The sequence below is a fragment of the Corallococcus caeni genome, from assembly GCF_036245865.1.
Taxonomy (GTDB): Bacteria; Myxococcota; Myxococcia; order Myxococcales; family Myxococcaceae; genus Corallococcus; species Corallococcus caeni.
The window spans coordinates 1-17879 of the sequence record NZ_BTTW01000014.1; the positions used below are offsets into that span (position 1 = coordinate 1).

Here is a 17879-nt window from a genome sequence, read left to right on the forward strand (position 1 = left end):
GCACCACGGACGTGACGGGCACGGTGAAGCTGCCGGACAACGTCGAGATGGTCATGCCGGGCGACAACATCGCCATCGAGGTGGAGCTCATCACCCCGGTCGCGATGGAGAAGGAGCTCCGGTTCGCGGTTCGTGAAGGCGGCCGCACGGTGGGCGCGGGCGTCGTGGCGGAAATCATCGCGTAGCACTCAGCCCACCAGCCCTCCGGATGGCCCCTCGTGGGCGCTTCCGGAGAGCCGGTGGAAATCCAGTTGCAACCCATGGGGTGTGGTGGTACACACCGCGCCCCTTCGTTCCGAAGAAACGGTTCTCTGAAATCCAGGCGTTGACGGGCGTACCGCCTCACGGTTCCCAGAGGTCGTTCAAAGAGGTTCTTGCGAATGGCGACACAGAAGATCCGCATCCGGCTGAAGGCGTACGACTCGAAGCTCCTGGACCAGAGTGCTGGGGAGATCGTCGAGACGGCCAAGCGCACGGGCGCCAAGGTGGCCGGTCCGATCCCCCTGCCGACGCGCATCAACAAGTTCACCGTGTTGCGTTCGCCGCACGTGGACAAGAAGAGCCGCGAGCAGTTCGAGATCCGCACGCACAAGCGCCTGCTCGATATCCTCGAGCCGACCCAGCAGACGCTGGACGCGCTGATGAAGCTGGATCTGTCTGCCGGCGTTGACGTCGAGATCAAGTCCTAGGAAGCGGGATGGCGTCGGAGTGGTTTCACTCTGACCCCCGAGGAAAGTGCCATGGCGAAGTTTGACGTAGTCGACCTGGATTTGAAGAAGGTGTCGGAGATCGAGCTCTCCGACGAGATCTTCGGCGCCGAGCCGAACACCCACCTGTTCTACGAGGTGGCGAAGATGCAGCAGATCAACCGGCGTCGCGGCACGGTCGGGGTGAAGAACACCTCGCTGGTCAGCGGCGGCGGCAAGAAGCCCTGGAAGCAGAAGGGCACCGGCCGCGCCCGTCAGGGCTCGATCCGCGCCTCCCACTGGGTGGGCGGCGGCAAGGCGATGGCCCCCAAGGCCCGTGACTACTTCTACCGGCCGCCCCGCAAGGTCCGCCGCGGTGCCCTGCGCGCCGTGCTGTCCCTGCGTGCCCGGGAGAAGCAGCTCATCATCCTGGACGGCTTCAAGCTGGACGCCCCGAAGTCGAAGCAGGCCTTCGAGGTGCTCACGCGCCGCATGAAGCTCCAGAACGCGCTGGTCATCGACGAGCGTGGCAACACCAACCTGCACCGCAGCGTGCGCAACCTGGCGAAGTTCGACGTGCTGCCGCCCGAGGGTCTCAACCTCGAGTCCGTGCTCAAGCACTCGCACATCGTCCTGACTTCCGCCGCCGCGAAGGCGCTCGAGGGGTCCCTGTCATGAACCTGAACGACGTCATCAAGGGCCCGCTCATCACGGAGAAGCTGGACAAGGCCCGGGAGAAGTTCCGCCAGTACTCGTTCATCGTGGACCGCAAGGCCACGAAGCACGACGTGTCCCGCGCGGTCCAGTCCCTGTTCAAGGTCACGGTGGAGGGTGTTCGCACCAACATCGTGCGTGGCAAGACGAAGCGGGTGGGCAAGAGCATCGGCCAGCGCCCCAACTTCAAGAAGGCGGTCGTCACCCTGAAGGAGGGTGACAAGATCGAACTCTTCGAAGGGGGAGCGGTCTGACGCCACTGGCGTCCAGATCCGCCTGAGAGGAACACACCATGGGCATCAAGAAGTACAAGCCGACAAGCGCCGCCCGCCGTTTGATGACGGTGTCCGACTTCGCGGACATCACCAAGGACTCGCCGGAGAAGTCTCTCACCGAGCCCATCAAGCGCTCCGGTGGCCGCAACGTCCACGGCCACATCACCCGTCGCCACCAGGGTGGCGGTCACAAGCGCCGCTACCGCGTCATCGACTTCAAGCGTCGTGACAAGGACGGCGTGCCGGCCAAGGTCGTCGCGGTCGAGTACGACCCGAACCGCACCGCCAACATCGCCCTCCTGCACTACGCGGACGGCGACAAGCGCTACATCCTGGCCCCCGTGGGCCTGAGCGTGGGCGACACCGTGTTCGCCGGCTCCACCGCCGACATCCGGCCGGGCAACAGCCTGCCGCTGCAGAACATCCCGGTGGGTACGGTCATCCACAACGTGGAGCTGAAGCCGGGCCGTGGCGCCCAGGTCATCCGCTCCGCGGGCACCTCCGGCCAGCTGATGGCGAAGGAGGAGCGCTACGCCCAGGTCCGTATGCCCTCGGGCGCCGTGCGCAAGGTGCTCATCGAGTGCCGCGCCACCGTGGGCCAGGTGGGCAACATCGAGCACGAAATCATCCGCATCGGCAAGGCGGGCAAGAGCCGCTGGCTGGGCATCCGTCCCACCGTCCGCGGTCTGGCGATGAACCCTGTCGACCACCCGCACGGTGGTGGTGAGGGTAAGTCCGGCCAGGGTAACCCGCACCCGGTGTCTCCGTGGGGCAAGAAGACCAAGGGCCTCACCACGCGCACCAACAAGCGCACCGACAAGTTCATCGTGAGCGGCCGCCGCCAGGGCGCGCGCAGCCAGTAAGAGGATTTGAAACATGGCTCGTTCGATCAAGAAGGGTCCGTTCGTTGACGATCACCTCCTCAAGAAGATCGAGGGGATGATCGCCGCGAACAAGAAGGCGGTCGTCAAGACCTGGTCCCGGCGCTCCACGATTCTCCCTGAGTTCGTGGGTCACACCTTCGCCGTTCACAACGGCAAGAAGTTCATTCCGGTGTTCGTCACGGAGAACATGGTGGGCCACAAGCTCGGCGAGTTCGCTCCTACGCGCACCTTCGGTGGGCACTCGGCGGAGAAGAAGGTCGCCAAGGCCCCGGGCAAGTAGCCCGTTCGCACGCCTGAGAGCCTGAGGAGATGACCATGGAGTCGACTGCACATCTGCGTCACCTGCGCATGAGCCCGCGCAAGCTGTCCCTCGTCGCGGCGCTCATCCGGGGCAAGCCTGTTGAGGCCGCCCTGAACATCCTGAAGTTCACCCCGCGCGCCGCCGCGCGGCCGGTGGAGAAGCTCATCAAGAGCGCCGTCGCCAACGCGACGGACCTGTCCAAGGGTCAGGTCGACGTGGATACGCTCTACGTCAAGACCATCTCCGTGGACCAGGCCGCCACCCAGCGCCGGTTCATGCCGCGCGCCATGGGGCGCGCGACGCCCATCCAGAAGAAGTCTGCCCACGTCCACGTCGTGCTGGCCGAGGCCAAGAAGTAGGACCCGTCGGGCCCCGCCCGGACGCACCAAGGAGATTCAGTTTGGGACAGAAAGTACATCCGATCGGGTTCCGGCTCGGCGTCATCAAGACCTGGGACTCCAAGTGGTTCGAGCACAAGAACTACGCCCAGTGGCTCCACGAGGACATCCGCATCCGCGAGTTCGTGAAGAAGTCGCTGAACCACGCGGGCGTGTCCAAGGTGGAGATTGAGCGCGCCGCCAACAAGGTGAAGGTCAACGTCCACACCGCTCGGCCGGGCATCGTCATCGGCAAGCGCGGCGCTGGCATCGAGACCGTCAAGAAGGACCTCCAGCAGTTCACTAAGAACGAGGTCTTCCTGAACATCGTCGAGGTCCGCAAGGCCGAGACCGACGCGCAGCTCGTGGCGGAGAACATCGCCACGCAGCTCGAGCGCCGCATCGCCTTCCGCCGCGCCATGAAGAAGGCGCTGCAGACCGCGATGAAGTTCGGGGCCAAGGGCATCCGCGTCGCCTGCTCGGGCCGCCTGGGTGGCGCCGAGATGGCCCGCTACGAGTGGTACCGCGAGGGCCGCGTGCCCCTGCACACCCTTCGCGCGGACATCGACTTCGGCTTCGCCGAGGCCAAGACGACCTACGGCAAGATTGGCTGCAAGGTCTGGATCTGCAAGGGCGAGGTCCTCCCCGGCAAGGGCGGCCAGGCCCCCATGCCCACCAACCGGTAAGACGCCCCCTGCGGGGCGGGTTTAAGAGACCCGCCCTGCATGGAAGGCACGAAGGACATCGACCATGCTTCAGCCTGCTCGAACCAAATACCGCAAGATGCAGAAGGGCCGCATGTTCGGCTCGGCCCACCGCGGCAGCGACCTCACCTACGGTGAGTTCGGCCTGGTGAGCCTCCAGCCGGGCTGGATCACCTCGCGCCAGATCGAGGCGGCCCGTATCGCGATGACCCGCCACGTGAAGCGCGGCGGTAAGATCTGGATCCGGATCTTCCCGGACAAGCCCATCACGAAGAAGCCCGCCGAGACCCGTATGGGTACCGGTAAGGGTGGCGTGGAGTACTACGTCGCGGTCGTCAAGCCGGGACGCGTCCTCTACGAGATGGAGGGCATGACGCAGGAGATCGCCACCGGTGCGCTGAAGCTGGCGCAGGCGAAGCTGCCGGTGCTCACCAAGATCGTGCGCCGCAGCGAGCTCTCGCTGTAGTCACGCACCGCCGGGACGGGCGCTCCACCTGGTGACAGGGGAGGGCGCCCGCATCCCGCGCCGAGGAGACCAAGATGGCGACTGCGAAGGAACTGAAGGACCTGTCGACGGACGACCTGCAGAACCGCGCGAAGGAACTGCGCGACACGCTGGTCCAGGATCGGCTCAAGCGTCGGACCGGCTCGCTGGACAGCCCTGCTGAGGGCGTGCAGCACCGCCGTGATCTGGCCCGCATCCTCACCGTCCTGGGCCAGAAGGCCCGGGCCGCGAAGGCGGGGTAGTAGTAGCAGTGCATCCGCGGGCATCCGGGCTCACCCGGATGTTCGTGGCCATCCGGGCAGAGGGCCCGGGTGCATGACAGACAGTGAGAACCAACATGGCTGAAGCGACCGAAACGCCCGCTGCCGAGACCTCCACCCGGGGTCGTCCCAAGACCCGCGTGGGCATCGTCACCTCCAACAAGATGCAGAAGACGGTGGTCGTCACCGTCCAGCGTCGTGCTCCCCACCCGAAGTACGGGAAGATCATGAGCCTGCGCGAGAAGTACAAGGCGCACGTCGAGGATCACGACTACCCGAAGAAGGTCACCATCAACGAGGGTGACCGGGTGCGCATCGCCGAGACCAAGCCCGCTTCGAAGGACAAGCGTTGGCGCGTGGTCGAGGTGTTGGAGAAGAGCAAGAACGTCTAGGTAGGCCACACCGCGTCCGTGCGCCATGAAGCGCGTGGACGGGTTCGAGCAAGAGGAGACTTCACATGATTCAGATGCAGAGTGTGCTCGATGTGGCCGACAACTCGGGCGCCAAGAAGGTGTTTTGCATCAAGGTTCTCGGCGGCTCCAAGCGCAAGTATGCCTCCATCGGCGACGTGATTGTCGTGTCGATCCGCGAGGCCCTGCCCAACTCCAAGGTGAAGAAGGGTGACGTCGCGAAGGCCGTCATCGTCCGCACCCGTCGCGAGGTGGGTCGTGCGGATGGCAGCTACATCAAGTTCGACGGCAACTCGGCGGTCCTCATCAACAAGGACCTGGAGCCCATCGGGACGCGCATCTTTGGGCCGGTCGCCCGTGAGCTGCGTGCCCGCAAGTTCATGAAGATCATCTCGCTGGCGCCCGAGGTCCTCTAAGAGGACGCAGGCCTGACGGCGAACAGCCAGAGTGAGGAAGCCATGCAGAAGCTGAAAGTCGGTGACACCATCCAGGTCATCTCCGGGTCTGAGCGCTCGGAGAAGACGCCGGCGACCAAGCGCGGCAAGGTGCTGAAGGTCGACCGGGAGGCGGGCCGCGTGACGGTCGAAGGCCTGCGCCTGGTCAAGCGCCACATGCGCAAGACGCCGCAGAGCCCCGAGGGCGGCATCATCGAGAAGCCGGGCACCATCGCGCTCTCGAACGTCCAGGTGGTCTGCGCCAAGTGCGACAAGCCGACCCGCGTCGGCATCCGCAAGGAGGGGGAGTCCTCCAAGCGGTTCTGCAAGCAGTGTGACGCCCTGATTGACTAGGGGTCGGTGTTCGGGCATGTATGCGCGCCCCTTGCCCCACCTCGTGGTGGGGCAAGCGGGCGTGCACGTCCAGAGGGCTGAAATGGTCGAGCCCTCCGGGTGTTTCCACGTACTAGACGCAGGACTGATCGGACGCGCTGGGTCCATGACGGCGCCCCGAAGCAGGGGAATGAAAGATGGCTGACGAGAAGAAGGCCGACTCGAAGGAAAAGAAGAGCAAGAAGCGCGGGAAAGAAGAAGCCAAGAAGGTCGGCTTCGCCGCGAACATCGAGGAGGGCCTGAAGGCCCGCTCGGCGCGGCTCAAGGACCGCTTCCGTTCGGAAGGCGTGCCCGCGCTCATGAAGGAGCTGGGGCTCAAGAACCCCATGGAAGTGCCGCGGCTGGAGAAGATCGTCGTCAACATGGGTCTGGGCGAGGCACTCGCCAACAACAAGATCCTGGAGTCGGCGGTGGACCAGCTGGCCGCCATCACCGGTCAGAAGCCGGTCGTGACGCGCGCGCGCAAGTCCATCGCGAACTTCAAGCTGCGCCAGGGCCAGGCCATCGGTGCCGCCGTCACGCTGCGCGGCGACCGCATGTTCGAGTTCATGGACCGCCTCATCACCGTCGCGCTGCCGCGCGTGCGTGACTTCAAGGGCGTGTCCCCGAAGGCCTTTGACGGGAAGGGCAACTACACGCTCGGCGTCCGCGAGCAGATCATCTTCCCGGAAATCAACTACGATCAGATCGAGAAGGTGAAGGGGCTCAACATCAGCTTCGTCACCACCGCCCCGAACGACGAGCAGGGACTGGCGCTGATGCGTCACTTCGGCATGCCGTTCCGTCAGTAGGACCGAGCCCAGGACTCCCATCGATCATGGCCAAGCTCTCCAAGATTGCCCAGGCAAAGCGCAAGCTGAAGTTCCCCGTGCGTCAGTACAACCGCTGCCCGCTCTGCGGTCGTCCTCGCGCCTTCCTGCGCAAGTTCAAGATGTGCCGTATCTGCCTGCGTCACCGCGCCCTGCGCGGTGAAATCACCGGCGTCACCAAGTCGTCCTGGTAGGCGCTGGACCCCGGAAGCCGTCCCTGTCCTGAAGAGGGCAGGGCGGTCCCCGGTTGAAGTAGAAGGGAAGTGGCGGTCTCCGCGAACCCCCGGGATGGGCCCGGCAGGCGTGGTGGCTGCGAGCGCGGTGGGCTCCTGAAGGGGCTCCCGCTTAGCTTGAAGGTGCTTCATGCCGGTCAATGATCCCGTCGGCGACATGCTGACCCGCCTGCGCAACGCCTCGCGCGCGCGGCACGACAAGGTCGTCATTCCCCACTCGAAGCTCAAGGTGGAGATCGTCAAGGTCCTCAAGGACGAGGGCTACATCGGGGACTTCACCATCCACGAGGTCGCGCCGCAGAGCGAGATCACCGTGCAGCTGAAGTACGGCCCGGACCGCAGCCCGGCCATCACCGGCCTGCGCCGCGTGTCGAAGCCCGGCCTGCGCCGCTACGTCGCGGTGCGCGACATCCAGCCGGTGCTCGGCGGCATGGGCATCTCCATCCTCTCCACCTCGCGCGGCATCCTGGTGGACACCGAGGCCCGGAAGCAGAAGGTCGGCGGCGAACTGCTCTGCACGGTCTACTAGCCAGGAGTCTGGGTGAGGCGCCCCGCGAGGAGCGCGCCCCAGGCGACGACAGCACGAGGCAATCATGAGTCGGATTGGAAAACTGGCGATCAAGCTTGGCGACAAGACGAAGGTCAACGTCGCCAACCAGCAGGTCAACTTTGACGGCCCCAAGGGCAAGCTGTCCGTCAAGCTCCCCGCCAAGGTGAAGGTGGAGGTGAAGGACGGCCAGGTGACGGTGCAGCGCGAGGATGACTCGCGTGAAGCCCGCAGCCTGCACGGCCTGACCCGGACCATCCTCGCCAACGCGGCGAAGGGCGTGTCCACGGGCTTCGAGAAGCGCCTCGACATCCGCGGCGTCGGTTTCCGCGCGGAAGTGAAGGGCAAGGCCATCCACTTCTCGCTCGGCTACTCCCACCCGGTGGTGTTCAACCTGCCGGAGGGCGTGACGGCGGAAGTCGACAAGGTCTCCCGTACCGAGGACAGCCTTCCCACGGTGGGGCTCACGCTCCGCTCGGCGGACAAGGAAGTCCTGGGCGCCACGGCGGTCAACATCCGCTCGCTGCGTCCGCCGGAGCCCTACAAGGGCAAGGGCATCAAGTACGCCGAGGAGCGCATCCGTCGCAAGGAGGGCAAGACCGGTACGACCTAGTCGTCACCGCGTCTTCGCCGAGCATTCAACCCCGCCGGGCCTTGAAGCCTGGCGGAATCATCCGGCGGCGGAAGGCCGCATCGCCGCCGGACGGAAAAGGAAGCAGCCATGTCCAAGACTGTCGATCAGCGCCTCAAGAGGAAGAACCGCATCCGCAAGAAGCTCTCGGGTACCACCGAGCGCCCGCGGCTTACGGTGTACAAGAGCCTCAAGCACATCTACGCGCAGGTGGTGGACGACTCCACCGGCCGCACGCTGGCGTATGCGTCGTCCCTGTCCAAGGAGCTGAAGGGCAAGGACGAGGGCGACAAGAAGGCCGACGCGAAGCGCGTGGGCTCCCTCATCGCGGAGAAGTGCAAGGCCGCCAACGTCGATGCGGTGGTGTTCGACCGCAACGGCTTCCCCTACCATGGGCGCATCGCTGCCGTGGCCGACGCCGCGCGCGAAGCCGGCCTGAAGTTCTAGGTACCAGAAAGGAATTCCTCAAGTGGCAACTCCGATCAATCCGAACGATCTGGACCTGACCGACCGCGTGGTGAACATCAACCGCGTGGCCAAGGTGGTGAAGGGTGGCCGCCGTTTCTCGTTCGCCGCGCTCGTCGTGGTGGGCGATGGCAACGGGCACGTGGGCGTGGGCCTGGGCAAGGCCAACGAAGTCCCCGAGGCCATCCGCAAGGGCGGCGAGAACGCGAAGAAGAACCTGTTCCGCGTTCCTCGCATGGGTCACACCATCCCGCACGAGATCCTGGGGCACTTCGGTGCCGGCTGGGTGCTCCTGAAGCCGGCCTCCGAAGGTACGGGCGTCATCGCCGGTGGCGCGGTGCGCGCGGTGCTGGAGGCGGCGGGCATCCGCAACATCCTGACCAAGAGCCAGGGTTCGCGGAATCCGCACAACGTGCTGAAGGCCACGGTCGCTGGCCTGAAGCTGCTGCGCAGCGCCGAGCAGGTCGCTCGCCTGCGTGGCAAGGACGTCGAGTCGCAGAAGCTCGCGGGCGAGGCGAGGGGCTAGCCATGGCGCTCAAGGTAAAGCTGACGAAGAGCTACTCGGGTTCTTCCGAGGACATGCTGGCCACCATCAAGGGCCTCGGTCTGAAGAAGTTCGGCGACGAGCGGCTGTTGAAGGACACCCCGGCGGTGCGCGGCATGGTGTTCAAGGTGAAGCACCTGGTCTCCCTGGAGACGGTCAGCCAGGAGGCTCCGGCGCCCAAGCGCCGCAAGCCCCGGAAGATTGTCGCCCGGGACCGCGCCCTGGAGCGCCTGGCCGCCAAGGCCAAGGCCTGAGAACTGAGGATCCATCATGAGCATCCTGACCAATCTGAAGCGCCCTGAGGGCTCCTGGCACCGCAAGAAGCGCGTGGGCCGTGGCCAGGGTAGCGGCCTGGGCAAGACGGCCGGCCGCGGCGGCAAGGGCCAGAAGGCCCGCTCCGGCAACATGCGGTTCGAGGGCTTCGAAGGCGGCCAGAGCCCGCTGCAGCGTCGCCTGCCGAAGTTCGGCTTCAACCCGCCCAACCGCACTACCTACGCGGTGGTGAACCTGGGTGACCTGGAGCACGTGTTCGACGCGGGCGCCACGGTGGACGAGGCCGCGCTGAAGCAGGCGGGCCTGGTCAAGGGCCGTTATGACGGCGTGAAGGTCCTGGCCCATGGCGAGCTCGCCAAGAAGCTGACCGTTCGCGTCAACAAGGTGTCCGCGGCGGCTCGCGAGAACATCGAGAAGGCGGGCGGCTCCGTGGAAGAGCTCCCGCTGGTGGCGCACAAGCCGGAGTCGGCCTCCAAGGCCCACGCCGGCAAGGGCGTCAAGGCTCCTCGCCAGCCCCGGGCGTAGGCGTGACCGGCGCGCATCACGGTGATGTGGTGCGCGCCCCCAGCCTTGTGTAGGCTTCCGCGCCCCTTTCCGGAACCGGAGAGGGGCGTTTGTTGTTGCTGGCAGAACCTCTTGAAGAGGATGGCATTACCGTGGCCCTGAACGCCCTCGCCAACGTCTTCCGCATCGCGGAGCTGCGCAGCCGGCTTGCGTACACGCTCGTGCTGCTGTCCGTCTACCGCATCGGCATCTTCATCAACACGCCGGGCGTGGACCGCTCCGCGATGAACGCGTTCATGGACGCCCAGAAACAATCGGGCGGCCTCGTGTCGCTGTTCAACCTCTTCTCCGGCGGCGCGCTGGAGCAGATGTCCATCTTCGGTCTGGGCATCATGCCGTACGTGAGCGCCTCCATCATCATCCAGCTCCTGGCGGTGGTGGTGCCCAGCCTGGAGCGCCTGCAGAAGGAAGGCGCCGCGGGCCGCCAGAAGATCAACCAGTACACGCGCTACGGCAGCATCGCGCTGTCCATCGTGCAGGGCGTGGGCATCTCGCGGTGGCTGGCCTCGCTGGGCCGCTCCGACGCGGGCCAGGCCGGCTTCAACCAGGTGGTGGTGCCCAACGACAACCTCTGGTTCACCTTCATGACGGTGGTGAGCCTCACGGCGGGCACGGCCTTCATCATGTGGCTGGGCGAGCGCATCACCGAGCGCGGCATCGGCAACGGCATCTCGCTCATCATCTTCGCGGGCATCGTGGCGCGCGTGCTGCCCGGCGCGAAGACGCTGCTGGACCTGACGACGCAGGAAGTGGTGAACGTGGCCGCGGTGCTGGGCCTGCTCTTCTTCATGCTCCTCATCATCGGCGTGGTGGTCTACGTGGAGCGCGGTATGCGGCGCGTGCCCATCCAGTACGCCAAGCGCATGGCGGGCCGGCGCATGTTCGCGGGTCAGGCCACGTACTTCCCCATGAAGGTGAACGCCTCGGGCGTGATTCCTCCCATCTTCGCCGGCGCGGTGCTCTCCTTCCCGGCGACGCTGGGCGCGTGGTTCCCCTTCCTGCAGGGCTTCCAGCGCGCCATCGAGGGCAACCTCTGGGTCTACAACGGCCTGTTCGTGCTGCTGGTGGTGTTCTTCTCCTACTTCTACACGGCGCTCACGTTCCGGCCGGATGACGTGGCGGACAACATCAAGAAGCAGGGTGGCTACATCCCCGGCATCCGCCCGGGCCGTCAGACGGCGGAGTTCATCGAGCGGACGCTCAACCGCCTCACGTTCGGCGGCGCCATCTACCTGGCCGTCATCTGCGTGATTCCGTCCGTCATCAGCAGCGTGCTCGGGGTGCGGTTCACCTTCGGCGGCACGGCGCTCCTCATCGTCGTGGGCGTGGCGCTGGACACGGTGCAGCAGATCGAAGGGCACCTCATCAGCCGCAACTACGAAGGCTTCGCGGGTCCGCGCGGTCCGCGCATCCGTGGTCGGGTCCGCGTGGCGGCCTGACGTCGGTCGGTTGTGTTCCGGCGCCTCTCCCCAAATGGTGGGGAGGGGCGCCTCGTCGTTCAAGGGTGGACGCTGGTGCAAAGGAGCGACATGAACCTCATCCTCTTGGGGCCGCCGAACGCCGGGAAGGGAACCCAGGCGAAGAAGCTCTACGCGGACTTCCAGATCCCGCAGATCTCCACCGGCGACATCCTGCGCAAGGCCGTGAAGGACGGCACTGCGTTGGGCAAGGTGGCCGGGCCGCTGATGGCCGCGGGGCAGTACGTTCCTGACGACGTCGTCATCGGCATCGTGGAGGAGCGGCTGAAGGAGCCGGACGTGGCCAAGGGCTTCGTGCTCGATGGCTTCCCGCGCACCCCGGGGCAGGCGGACGCGCTGGACCGGATGCTGGAGCGGCTTGGCAAGCAGCTGAACGCGGTGGTGTCGCTCGAGGTCCCGCACTCGACGCTGGTCGAGCGCGGCTCCGGGCGGCGCGTGTGCCCCAACGACGGAGCCGTCTACCACGTCACCCAGAGCCCGCCGAAGCGTGCCGGGCTCTGCGACAAGTGCAGCGCGGAGCTCGTGCAGCGCCCGGATGACACGCCGGAGGTCATCGAGAAGCGCCTGCAGAAGTACGACGCGGAGACATCTCCCCTGAAGAGCTTCTATGCGAAGAAGGGGCTGCTCAAGAGCGTGGACGGCGTCGGGTCTCCGGAGGGCATCTACGAGGAGATCAAGAAGGCCGCCGGCCGTCCCGCCTGAGTCCAGGCCGGGCGGAGGGGCGGGGGCAGGGCCGGTCCGGACTGCCGCCCCACCGGTCGCGGGTTCCGACAAAGCAGCAGCCCGGTAGGGAAAGGGGCGCATGAACCCGGTGGAACTCAAGAGCCCCGACGAGATTGCCCTGATGCGGGAAGCGGGGCGCATCGTCTGTGAAATCCTGGACGAGCTGGAGAAGGCAGTAGCGCCCGGGGTGTCCACCTGGGAGCTGGATGCCCTGGCGGAGCAGCTCATCGCCCAGAAGGGCGCCAGGCCGGCGTTCAAGGGCTACCACGGCTTCCCGGGCGTGCTCTGCGCCTCCGTGAACCAGGAGGTGGTCCATGGCATCCCAAGCCGGAAGCGCCGGCTGGTGGCCGGGGACCTGATGAAGCTGGACTTCGGGGTGGTCTACCGGGGCTTCTTCGGGGACTCGGCGCGCACGGTGCCGGTGGGGAAGGTGACAGCGGAGGCCCAGGCCCTGGTGGATGCCACCCGGCAGTCGCTGGAGAAGGCCATCCAGGTGATGCAGCCGGGCAACCGCATTGGGGACATTGGCCACGCGGTGCAGCGCCACGTGGAGGCACGGGGGTTCTCCGTGGTCCGGGATTTCACGGGGCACGGGATTGGCCGGAAGCTGCACGAGCCGCCCCAGGTTCCCAACTACGGGCAGGCGGGGGCGGGGATGAAGTTGCGGCCAGGCATGGTCCTGGCGGTGGAACCGATGGTGAACCAGGGAACGCCCGACGTGGAGGTCCTGGAGGACGAGTGGACGGCTGTCACCGTGGACGGCAAGTTGTCCGCCCACTTCGAGCACACCATCCTGATCTCGGAGCGAGGGCCGGAAGTGCTCACCCGGCGCTCATGAAGGGCCCCGGACCCGGGGTGAAATAGGGTGATGTCAGTAGGTGTTGATAGAGGTCCAGATTTCAGATCGCGCGGCGCTTGCTACTTACGGACCAAAGTGTTATCCCGCCGCGCTTCCAGAAGGTTCGTGGTCCGGGAAGAAGGTTGACGCTTGCCGAAGGATGATTCCATCGAAGTCGAGGGGACCGTCATGGAACCCCTACCGAACGCGATGTTCCGCGTGGTGCTTGACAACGGCCACAAGGTGCTCGCGCACATCTCGGGCAAGATGCGGATGCACTTCATCCGCATCCTCCCGGGCGACAAGGTGAAGGTCGAGTTGTCTCCGTATGACCTGACCCGCGGACGGATCACGTACCGGGCCAAGTAATTCGCGCCGGCCGCCTGTGCGGACCGGCTGTTGTGCTTTTCTCCGCTGAAGGAAGGAAGTTCGCTCCATGAAGGTTCGGGCGTCCGTCAAGAAGATCTGCGACAAGTGCAAGGTTGTCCGCCGCAAGGGCATTGTGCGCGTCATTTGCGCCTCCAACCCCCGGCACAAGCAGCGCCAGGGCTGAGAGTCCCCAGGGACTCTTAAGCCTCAGACCAACTCCAAAACGAAGGAAGACCGAAGATGGCTCGTATCGCCGGCATCGATCTGCCGCCCAACAAGCGCGCGGTGATCTCGCTCCAGTACATCTACGGGATCGGTAACAAGACCGCGCACGACATCATCGAGGCGGCGGGCATCGATCTCACCACCCGGACCAAGGACCTCACCGAGGACCAGGCTCGAAAGATCCGCGAGATCATCGAGGCCAACTACAAGGTCGAGGGTGACCTCCGGCGCGAGGTGACCATGAACATCAAGCGGCTGATGGACCTGGGTTGCTACCGGGGTCTGCGTCACCGCAAGGGTCTTCCGGTCCGCGGCCAGCGCACCCACACCAACGCGCGCACCCGCAAGGGCCCGAAGCGCGGCATCGTTCGCGCGAAGCCGGCCGCTCCGGCCCGCTAAACCCTCTGGCGCCTGCGGCCTCACCCCGTGTGAGGCCCGGGCGTTGATCACCTACTCCCAGGAGCAGCGATTCACATGGCTGACGAGATCAATACCGCCGCGGCGCCGGCCGGTGCCGAGGGTGGCGAGACCCCTGCGGCGAAGAAGAACAAGCGCAAGGGCAAGAAGAACATCCTCAACGGCGTGGTCCACATCCAGTCCACGTTCAACAACACCATCATCACGATCACGGACGTGTCCGGGAACGTGATCTCCTGGTCGTCGGCCGGGGCGCGCGGCTTCAAGGGCAGCCGTAAGTCCACGCCGTTCGCGGCGCAGGTCGCCGCCGGCGACGCCGCGGCGAAGGCGATGGAGCACGGTCTGAAGACCGTGACGGTGTTCGTGAAGGGCCCGGGCGCGGGCCGTGAGTCGGCGCTGCGCGCGCTGGCCGCCGCTGGCCTGAAGATCAGCCTCATCCGCGACGTGACGCCCATCCCGCACAACGGCTGCCGTCAGCCCAAGCGCCGCCGCGTCTAATCACCGCTTCGGGCCGGGGCTCGCGTCATGCGCGGGCCCGGCTCCAGACCATCTGCAAGGAGAGTTTCCGTGGCTCGTTACACCGCGAGCGCCTGCCGTATCTGCCGGCGCGAGAACCTGAAGATGTACCTCAAGGGCGACCGTTGCTACACGGACAAGTGCGCCATCGAGCGCCGCCCCTATCCCCCCGGTCAGCACGGCCAGGGCCGCGTGAAGTTCTCCGGCTACGGCGTGCAGCTGCGCGAGAAGCAGAAGGTCAAGCGCATGTACGGCCTGCTCGAGAACCAGTTCCGCGGGTACTACCACCGCGCGTCCGCGGCCAAGGGCAAGACGGGTGAGAACCTGCTGCAGCAGCTGGAGCTCCGCCTGGACAACGTGGTGTTCCGCATGGGCTTCGCGGACACGCGCAACGAGGCGCGCCAGCTGGTGCGTCACGGTCACTTCCAGGTCAACGGCCGCCGGGTGAACATCCCGTCGTTCTCCGTGAAGCCGGGCAGCGCCGTGGAAGTGGTGGAGAAGAGCCGCAAGGTGCTCCGCATCTCCGAGGCGCTGGAGACGGTGGACCGCCGTGGCGTTCCCCAGTGGATCGACCTGGACAAGAAGGCGTTCAAGGGCACGGTCAAGACGGTCCCCAACCGCGAGGACCTGACCATGCCCATCCAGGAGCAGCTCATCGTCGAGTTGTACTCGAAGTAGTCCTGGGTGCCGGGCCCGCTTTTCCGGGCCCCTCCCGCAGTGGACGCCCTGGCCGACGAGGCCGGGGCGTCGTTGCTTTGTCGCCTGGAGGGCGCGTCCTGCGCGCGCCGGGCGAAGCTGTTACGCAGTCCCCCCGCGTGCCCGTCCTCCCGCCACTTTGGCGGGGATGTGGGTGATGGCGCACGTTCCGAGGAGCAGTCCCCATGGCGGATACGTTTGTTGCGAAGAACTGGCGCGACCTCATCAAGCCGCGCCGCATGGAAGTGGACCAGGACTCGCTGAGCCCCACGTACGGCAAGTTCGTGGCGGAGCCGCTCGAGCGCGGCTTCGGGACGACGCTGGGCAACTCGCTGCGGCGGGTGCTGCTGTCGTCGCTGCAGGGCGCGGCCATCACCTCCGTGAAGATTGAGGGCGTGGACCACGAGTTCACGACCATCCCCGAGGTGGCCGAGGACGTCACGGACGTCGTGTTGAACCTGAAGGAGGTCCTCCTCCGGATGCACACGAACGAGACGAAGACGCTGCGCATCGAGGTGGAAGGCCCCAAGGAAGTGAAGGCGGGCGACCTCATCGCGGACCAGGACGTGGAGATCCTCAACCCGGGTCACCACATCTGCACCGTGTCCGAGGGTGGCAAGGTGCGCATGGAGCTGACGTGCCGCCGGGGCCGGGGCTACGTGCCGGCGTCCACCAACAAGGTGGCGGGCGCGCCCATCGGGACCATCCCCATCGACTCGCTCTTCTCGCCCATCCGCAAGGTGAACTACCAGGTCACCAACGCGCGCGTTGGTCAGGTCACGGACTTCGACAAGCTGTCGCTCGAGGTCTGGACGGACGGCTCCGTGGTGCCGCAGGACGCGGTGGCGTACGCGGCGAAGATCATCAAGGAGCAGCTCACGGTGTTCGTGAACTTCGACGAGACCGAGGAGCCGGTCGTCGCCGAGGCGCCGAAGGAAGAGGCGAAGCTCAACGAGAACCTGTTCCGCTCGGTGGACGAGCTGGAGCTGTCGGTGCGTTCGGCCAACTGCCTGCAGCAGGCGAACATCAAGTCCATCGGTGACCTGGTCCAGCGCACCGAGGCGGAGATGCTCAAGACGAAGAACTTCGGCCGCAAGTCCTTGAAGGAAATCAAGGAGATCCTCGCGGAGATGGGTCTGTCGCTGGGCATGAAGCTGGAGAACTGGCCGCCGAAGAACGCGCCGGCTCCCGCGGCCCCCAAGGCCTGAGCGTCGTCGTTTCCCTGAAGCACCTGTCCCGCCTCCCACCGACACGGCATCACGGTGGCGCGAAGGCAGGGGGCCCTGGTACACAGGGCCCGATTCAACGGCGGCCCCCGGTGTCGGGGCCGTCATTCCCACCCGGTACCTGATACGGCCGGAGTGGTGGGGTTCTCAAGAAGAGGCCCCGGAGCACGCGCATGCGCCACAAGGTCGGACAAAGGAAGCTGCACCGCACCACGAGCCACCGTCTCGCGATGCTGAACAACATGGTCACGTCGCTCCTGGAGCACGGGGCCATCCGCACCACCGTTCCCAAGGCGAAGGAAGTCCGTCCGCTGGCCGAGCGCATCATCACGCTCGCCAAGCGCGGTGGCCTGTCCAACGTGCGCCTGGCTGCCCGCACCGTGAAGGACCGCACGGTCCTCCAGAAGGTGTTCAGCGAGTACAAGGAGCGTTACGCCTCCCGTCCGGGTGGCTACACCCGCATCGTGCGCCTGGGCTTCCGCCGGGGCGACGCCGCGGAGATGGCCCTCATCGAGCTGGTGGACCGTCCCGCGAAGGCTCCGGCCGCCGCCGAGACGACCGAGGCTCCCGCCGAGGCGAAGACCGAGGGTTGAGCCGTTCCCCGCGCCCGGGCCTCTGCTGTGAGTGAGGCCCGGCCGGACTGAAGAAGCACAAAGGGCGCCTTCCTGCTTCAGGAGGGCGCCCTTCGTGTTTCCGGAGGCTGGGGCCTGCTCGCGGCGGGCTACTGCTTCGGCGCGAGGAGGCGCTTCCACTCCTCCTGGAGGGAGGGCGTGAGGTCGGCGTTGTCGTCCGAGCTCTTCATCGTCAGCGCCTGGAAGCGGAGGTCCGCGGGCGCGGAGCCGCCGTTCTTCCCCAGCAGCTGCTTGGGCGTGATGGTGACGAAGTTGCCGGGCTGCACCTCCGCCACCACCGCCTTGTACTCGTTGTTCACGGTGATGATGACGTCGCGCCAGACGTCCTTGCTCTCGTTCCAGATGGTGACGGAGGGCCGGTCCAGCTTGTCGCTGAGCACCAGGCGCGCGTCCATGTCCCCTGTGTCCAGGGAGCTGCCCGGGCACGCGATGGCGAAGCTGGCGACGGACAGCGCCACCCAGGCCGCGACGATGCCGGCCTTGTACTTGAAGAAGCGGTCGCTCGCGCGGAAGTCCGCCAACTGCTCCTTCAGGATGGAGAAGGCGTTGAGCAGGACGTTGGAGGTCTCCGCGGCGACGCGCTTGCCCAGCGGGCCTTCCGTCTTGGGCTTCTCCAGCGGGGCCGTGCGGGCGGCGCTCACGGCGCGCATGCCGGGGCTGGTGGCCGCGCGGGGCTGGGTGCCGGGATTGGACGGCGTCCGGGGCGGCGGGGTGCTGGGAGGGGCGGGTTTGCGCGCGTCGCTCATCGGG

32 protein-coding genes are annotated in these 17879 nt (G+C 66.2%); 31 read left to right on the forward strand and 1 reads right to left on the reverse strand.

Going from position 1 to position 17879, the window contains the following annotated elements; translation table 11 throughout:
* The 31 genes from AABA78_RS37185 to rplQ form a co-directional block, all read left to right on the forward strand.
* On the forward strand, nucleotides 1–185 hold a 185-nt coding region (locus tag AABA78_RS37185; protein ID WP_456264010.1), incomplete at its 5' end, for an EF-Tu C-terminal domain-related protein.
* 195 nt (nucleotides 186–380) lie between these two features.
* The gene (rpsJ, locus tag AABA78_RS37190) at nucleotides 381–689 is read left to right on the forward strand and encodes a 30S ribosomal protein S10 (protein WP_002633608.1); all 309 of its coding nucleotides are present in this window, start codon (nucleotides 381–383) and stop codon (nucleotides 687–689) included.
* A gap of 51 nt (nucleotides 690–740) precedes the next feature.
* Nucleotides 741–1364, forward strand: a complete 624-nt coding sequence (gene rplD, locus AABA78_RS37195; protein WP_120523549.1) for a 50S ribosomal protein L4 — start codon at nucleotides 741–743, stop codon at nucleotides 1362–1364.
* Nucleotides 1361–1654, forward strand: a complete 294-nt coding sequence (locus tag AABA78_RS37200; protein ID WP_120523548.1) for a 50S ribosomal protein L23 — start codon at nucleotides 1361–1363, stop codon at nucleotides 1652–1654. The genes rplD and AABA78_RS37200 overlap by 4 nt, the downstream gene beginning before the upstream one ends.
* Nucleotides 1655–1692: 38 nt before the next feature.
* Nucleotides 1693–2538: a 50S ribosomal protein L2 gene (gene rplB, locus AABA78_RS37205; RefSeq protein ID WP_338270243.1), complete on the forward strand. Its 846-nt coding sequence runs from the start codon at nucleotides 1693–1695 to the stop codon at nucleotides 2536–2538.
* Nucleotides 2539–2551: 13 nt separating this feature from the next.
* Nucleotides 2552–2839: a 30S ribosomal protein S19 gene (rpsS, locus tag AABA78_RS37210; RefSeq protein ID WP_014395864.1), complete on the forward strand. Its 288-nt coding sequence runs from the start codon at nucleotides 2552–2554 to the stop codon at nucleotides 2837–2839.
* 35 nt (nucleotides 2840–2874) lie between these two features.
* Nucleotides 2875–3219, forward strand: coding sequence for a 50S ribosomal protein L22 (rplV, locus tag AABA78_RS37215; protein ID WP_014395865.1), 345 nt, complete (start codon nucleotides 2875–2877; stop codon nucleotides 3217–3219).
* A gap of 41 nt (nucleotides 3220–3260) precedes the next feature.
* On the forward strand, nucleotides 3261–3923 hold the full coding sequence (gene rpsC / locus AABA78_RS37220; RefSeq protein WP_120523546.1) for a 30S ribosomal protein S3: 663 nt from the start codon (nucleotides 3261–3263) through the stop codon (nucleotides 3921–3923).
* Between the two features lie 64 nt (nucleotides 3924–3987).
* Nucleotides 3988–4407 carry a 50S ribosomal protein L16 gene (gene rplP / locus AABA78_RS37225; RefSeq protein ID WP_014395867.1) on the forward strand — a complete coding sequence of 140 codons (420 nt, stop codon included), beginning with the start codon at nucleotides 3988–3990 and terminating at the stop codon, nucleotides 4405–4407.
* Nucleotides 4408–4481: 74 nt separating this feature from the next.
* A complete protein-coding gene (rpmC, locus tag AABA78_RS37230) occupies nucleotides 4482–4688 on the forward strand; it encodes a 50S ribosomal protein L29 (protein WP_120523545.1) in 207 nt (68 codons plus the stop codon).
* Nucleotides 4689–4771: 83 nt separating this feature from the next.
* Complete coding sequence (gene rpsQ / locus AABA78_RS37235; protein ID WP_169821648.1) at nucleotides 4772–5098, forward strand: 30S ribosomal protein S17; 327 nt, start codon at nucleotides 4772–4774, stop codon at nucleotides 5096–5098.
* Nucleotides 5099–5163: 65 nt separating this feature from the next.
* Entirely contained in the window at nucleotides 5164–5532 is a 369-nt protein-coding gene (gene rplN / locus AABA78_RS37240) for a 50S ribosomal protein L14 (protein WP_014395870.1), read from the forward strand.
* 42 nt (nucleotides 5533–5574) lie between these two features.
* The gene (gene rplX, locus AABA78_RS37245; RefSeq protein ID WP_120523543.1) at nucleotides 5575–5904 is read left to right on the forward strand and encodes a 50S ribosomal protein L24; all 330 of its coding nucleotides are present in this window, start codon (nucleotides 5575–5577) and stop codon (nucleotides 5902–5904) included.
* Nucleotides 5905–6080: 176 nt separating this feature from the next.
* Complete coding sequence (rplE, locus tag AABA78_RS37250; protein WP_120523542.1) at nucleotides 6081–6734, forward strand: 50S ribosomal protein L5; 654 nt, start codon at nucleotides 6081–6083, stop codon at nucleotides 6732–6734.
* A 26-nt stretch (nucleotides 6735–6760) separates the two neighbouring features.
* Nucleotides 6761–6946, forward strand: coding sequence for a type Z 30S ribosomal protein S14 (locus AABA78_RS37255; RefSeq protein ID WP_120523541.1), 186 nt, complete (start codon nucleotides 6761–6763; stop codon nucleotides 6944–6946).
* A gap of 169 nt (nucleotides 6947–7115) precedes the next feature.
* Complete coding sequence (rpsH, locus tag AABA78_RS37260; RefSeq protein ID WP_171417740.1) at nucleotides 7116–7514, forward strand: 30S ribosomal protein S8; 399 nt, start codon at nucleotides 7116–7118, stop codon at nucleotides 7512–7514.
* A 64-nt stretch (nucleotides 7515–7578) separates the two neighbouring features.
* Nucleotides 7579–8145: a 50S ribosomal protein L6 gene (rplF, locus tag AABA78_RS37265; protein WP_171417742.1), complete on the forward strand. Its 567-nt coding sequence runs from the start codon at nucleotides 7579–7581 to the stop codon at nucleotides 8143–8145.
* A gap of 108 nt (nucleotides 8146–8253) precedes the next feature.
* Entirely contained in the window at nucleotides 8254–8610 is a 357-nt protein-coding gene (gene rplR / locus AABA78_RS37270; RefSeq protein ID WP_143905919.1) for a 50S ribosomal protein L18, read from the forward strand.
* Between the two features lie 22 nt (nucleotides 8611–8632).
* Nucleotides 8633–9154, forward strand: a complete 522-nt coding sequence (gene rpsE / locus AABA78_RS37275) for a 30S ribosomal protein S5 (RefSeq protein WP_171417744.1) — start codon at nucleotides 8633–8635, stop codon at nucleotides 9152–9154.
* A 2-nt stretch (nucleotides 9155–9156) separates the two neighbouring features.
* Entirely contained in the window at nucleotides 9157–9426 is a 270-nt protein-coding gene (rpmD, locus tag AABA78_RS37280; protein ID WP_120523537.1) for a 50S ribosomal protein L30, read from the forward strand.
* 16 nt (nucleotides 9427–9442) lie between these two features.
* Complete coding sequence (rplO, locus tag AABA78_RS37285; RefSeq protein ID WP_120523536.1) at nucleotides 9443–9970, forward strand: 50S ribosomal protein L15; 528 nt, start codon at nucleotides 9443–9445, stop codon at nucleotides 9968–9970.
* Nucleotides 9971–10101: 131 nt separating this feature from the next.
* Complete coding sequence (gene secY / locus AABA78_RS37290) at nucleotides 10102–11448, forward strand: preprotein translocase subunit SecY (RefSeq protein ID WP_171417746.1); 1347 nt, start codon at nucleotides 10102–10104, stop codon at nucleotides 11446–11448.
* A 90-nt stretch (nucleotides 11449–11538) separates the two neighbouring features.
* Nucleotides 11539–12189, forward strand: coding sequence for an adenylate kinase (locus tag AABA78_RS37295; protein WP_338270252.1), 651 nt, complete (start codon nucleotides 11539–11541; stop codon nucleotides 12187–12189).
* Nucleotides 12190–12289: 100 nt separating this feature from the next.
* Nucleotides 12290–13048 (forward strand): type I methionyl aminopeptidase, encoded by a 759-nt coding sequence (gene map, locus AABA78_RS37300; protein WP_338270253.1) that lies wholly within the window; start codon nucleotides 12290–12292, stop codon nucleotides 13046–13048.
* 150 nt (nucleotides 13049–13198) lie between these two features.
* On the forward strand, nucleotides 13199–13417 hold the full coding sequence (gene infA, locus AABA78_RS37305; protein ID WP_002614803.1) for a translation initiation factor IF-1: 219 nt from the start codon (nucleotides 13199–13201) through the stop codon (nucleotides 13415–13417).
* Nucleotides 13418–13484: 67 nt separating this feature from the next.
* The gene (rpmJ, locus tag AABA78_RS37310; protein WP_002633586.1) at nucleotides 13485–13601 is read left to right on the forward strand and encodes a 50S ribosomal protein L36; all 117 of its coding nucleotides are present in this window, start codon (nucleotides 13485–13487) and stop codon (nucleotides 13599–13601) included.
* A gap of 56 nt (nucleotides 13602–13657) precedes the next feature.
* A complete protein-coding gene (gene rpsM, locus AABA78_RS37315; protein ID WP_014395883.1) occupies nucleotides 13658–14041 on the forward strand; it encodes a 30S ribosomal protein S13 in 384 nt (127 codons plus the stop codon).
* Between the two features lie 75 nt (nucleotides 14042–14116).
* A complete protein-coding gene (rpsK, locus tag AABA78_RS37320) occupies nucleotides 14117–14557 on the forward strand; it encodes a 30S ribosomal protein S11 (RefSeq protein ID WP_120523531.1) in 441 nt (146 codons plus the stop codon).
* Nucleotides 14558–14626: 69 nt separating this feature from the next.
* Nucleotides 14627–15253 carry a 30S ribosomal protein S4 gene (rpsD, locus tag AABA78_RS37325; protein ID WP_120523530.1) on the forward strand — a complete coding sequence of 209 codons (627 nt, stop codon included), beginning with the start codon at nucleotides 14627–14629 and terminating at the stop codon, nucleotides 15251–15253.
* A gap of 203 nt (nucleotides 15254–15456) precedes the next feature.
* Entirely contained in the window at nucleotides 15457–16479 is a 1023-nt protein-coding gene (locus tag AABA78_RS37330) for a DNA-directed RNA polymerase subunit alpha (RefSeq protein WP_120523529.1), read from the forward strand.
* A gap of 191 nt (nucleotides 16480–16670) precedes the next feature.
* A complete protein-coding gene (rplQ, locus tag AABA78_RS37335; protein ID WP_120567144.1) occupies nucleotides 16671–17090 on the forward strand; it encodes a 50S ribosomal protein L17 in 420 nt (139 codons plus the stop codon).
* A gap of 128 nt (nucleotides 17091–17218) precedes the next feature.
* On the opposite strand, the gene AABA78_RS37340 is transcribed toward rplQ, so the two are convergent.
* The gene (locus AABA78_RS37340) at nucleotides 17219–17875 is read right to left on the reverse strand and encodes a hypothetical protein (protein WP_338270262.1); all 657 of its coding nucleotides are present in this window, start codon (nucleotides 17873–17875) and stop codon (nucleotides 17219–17221) included.
* Between the last annotated feature and the right edge of the window lie 4 nt (nucleotides 17876–17879).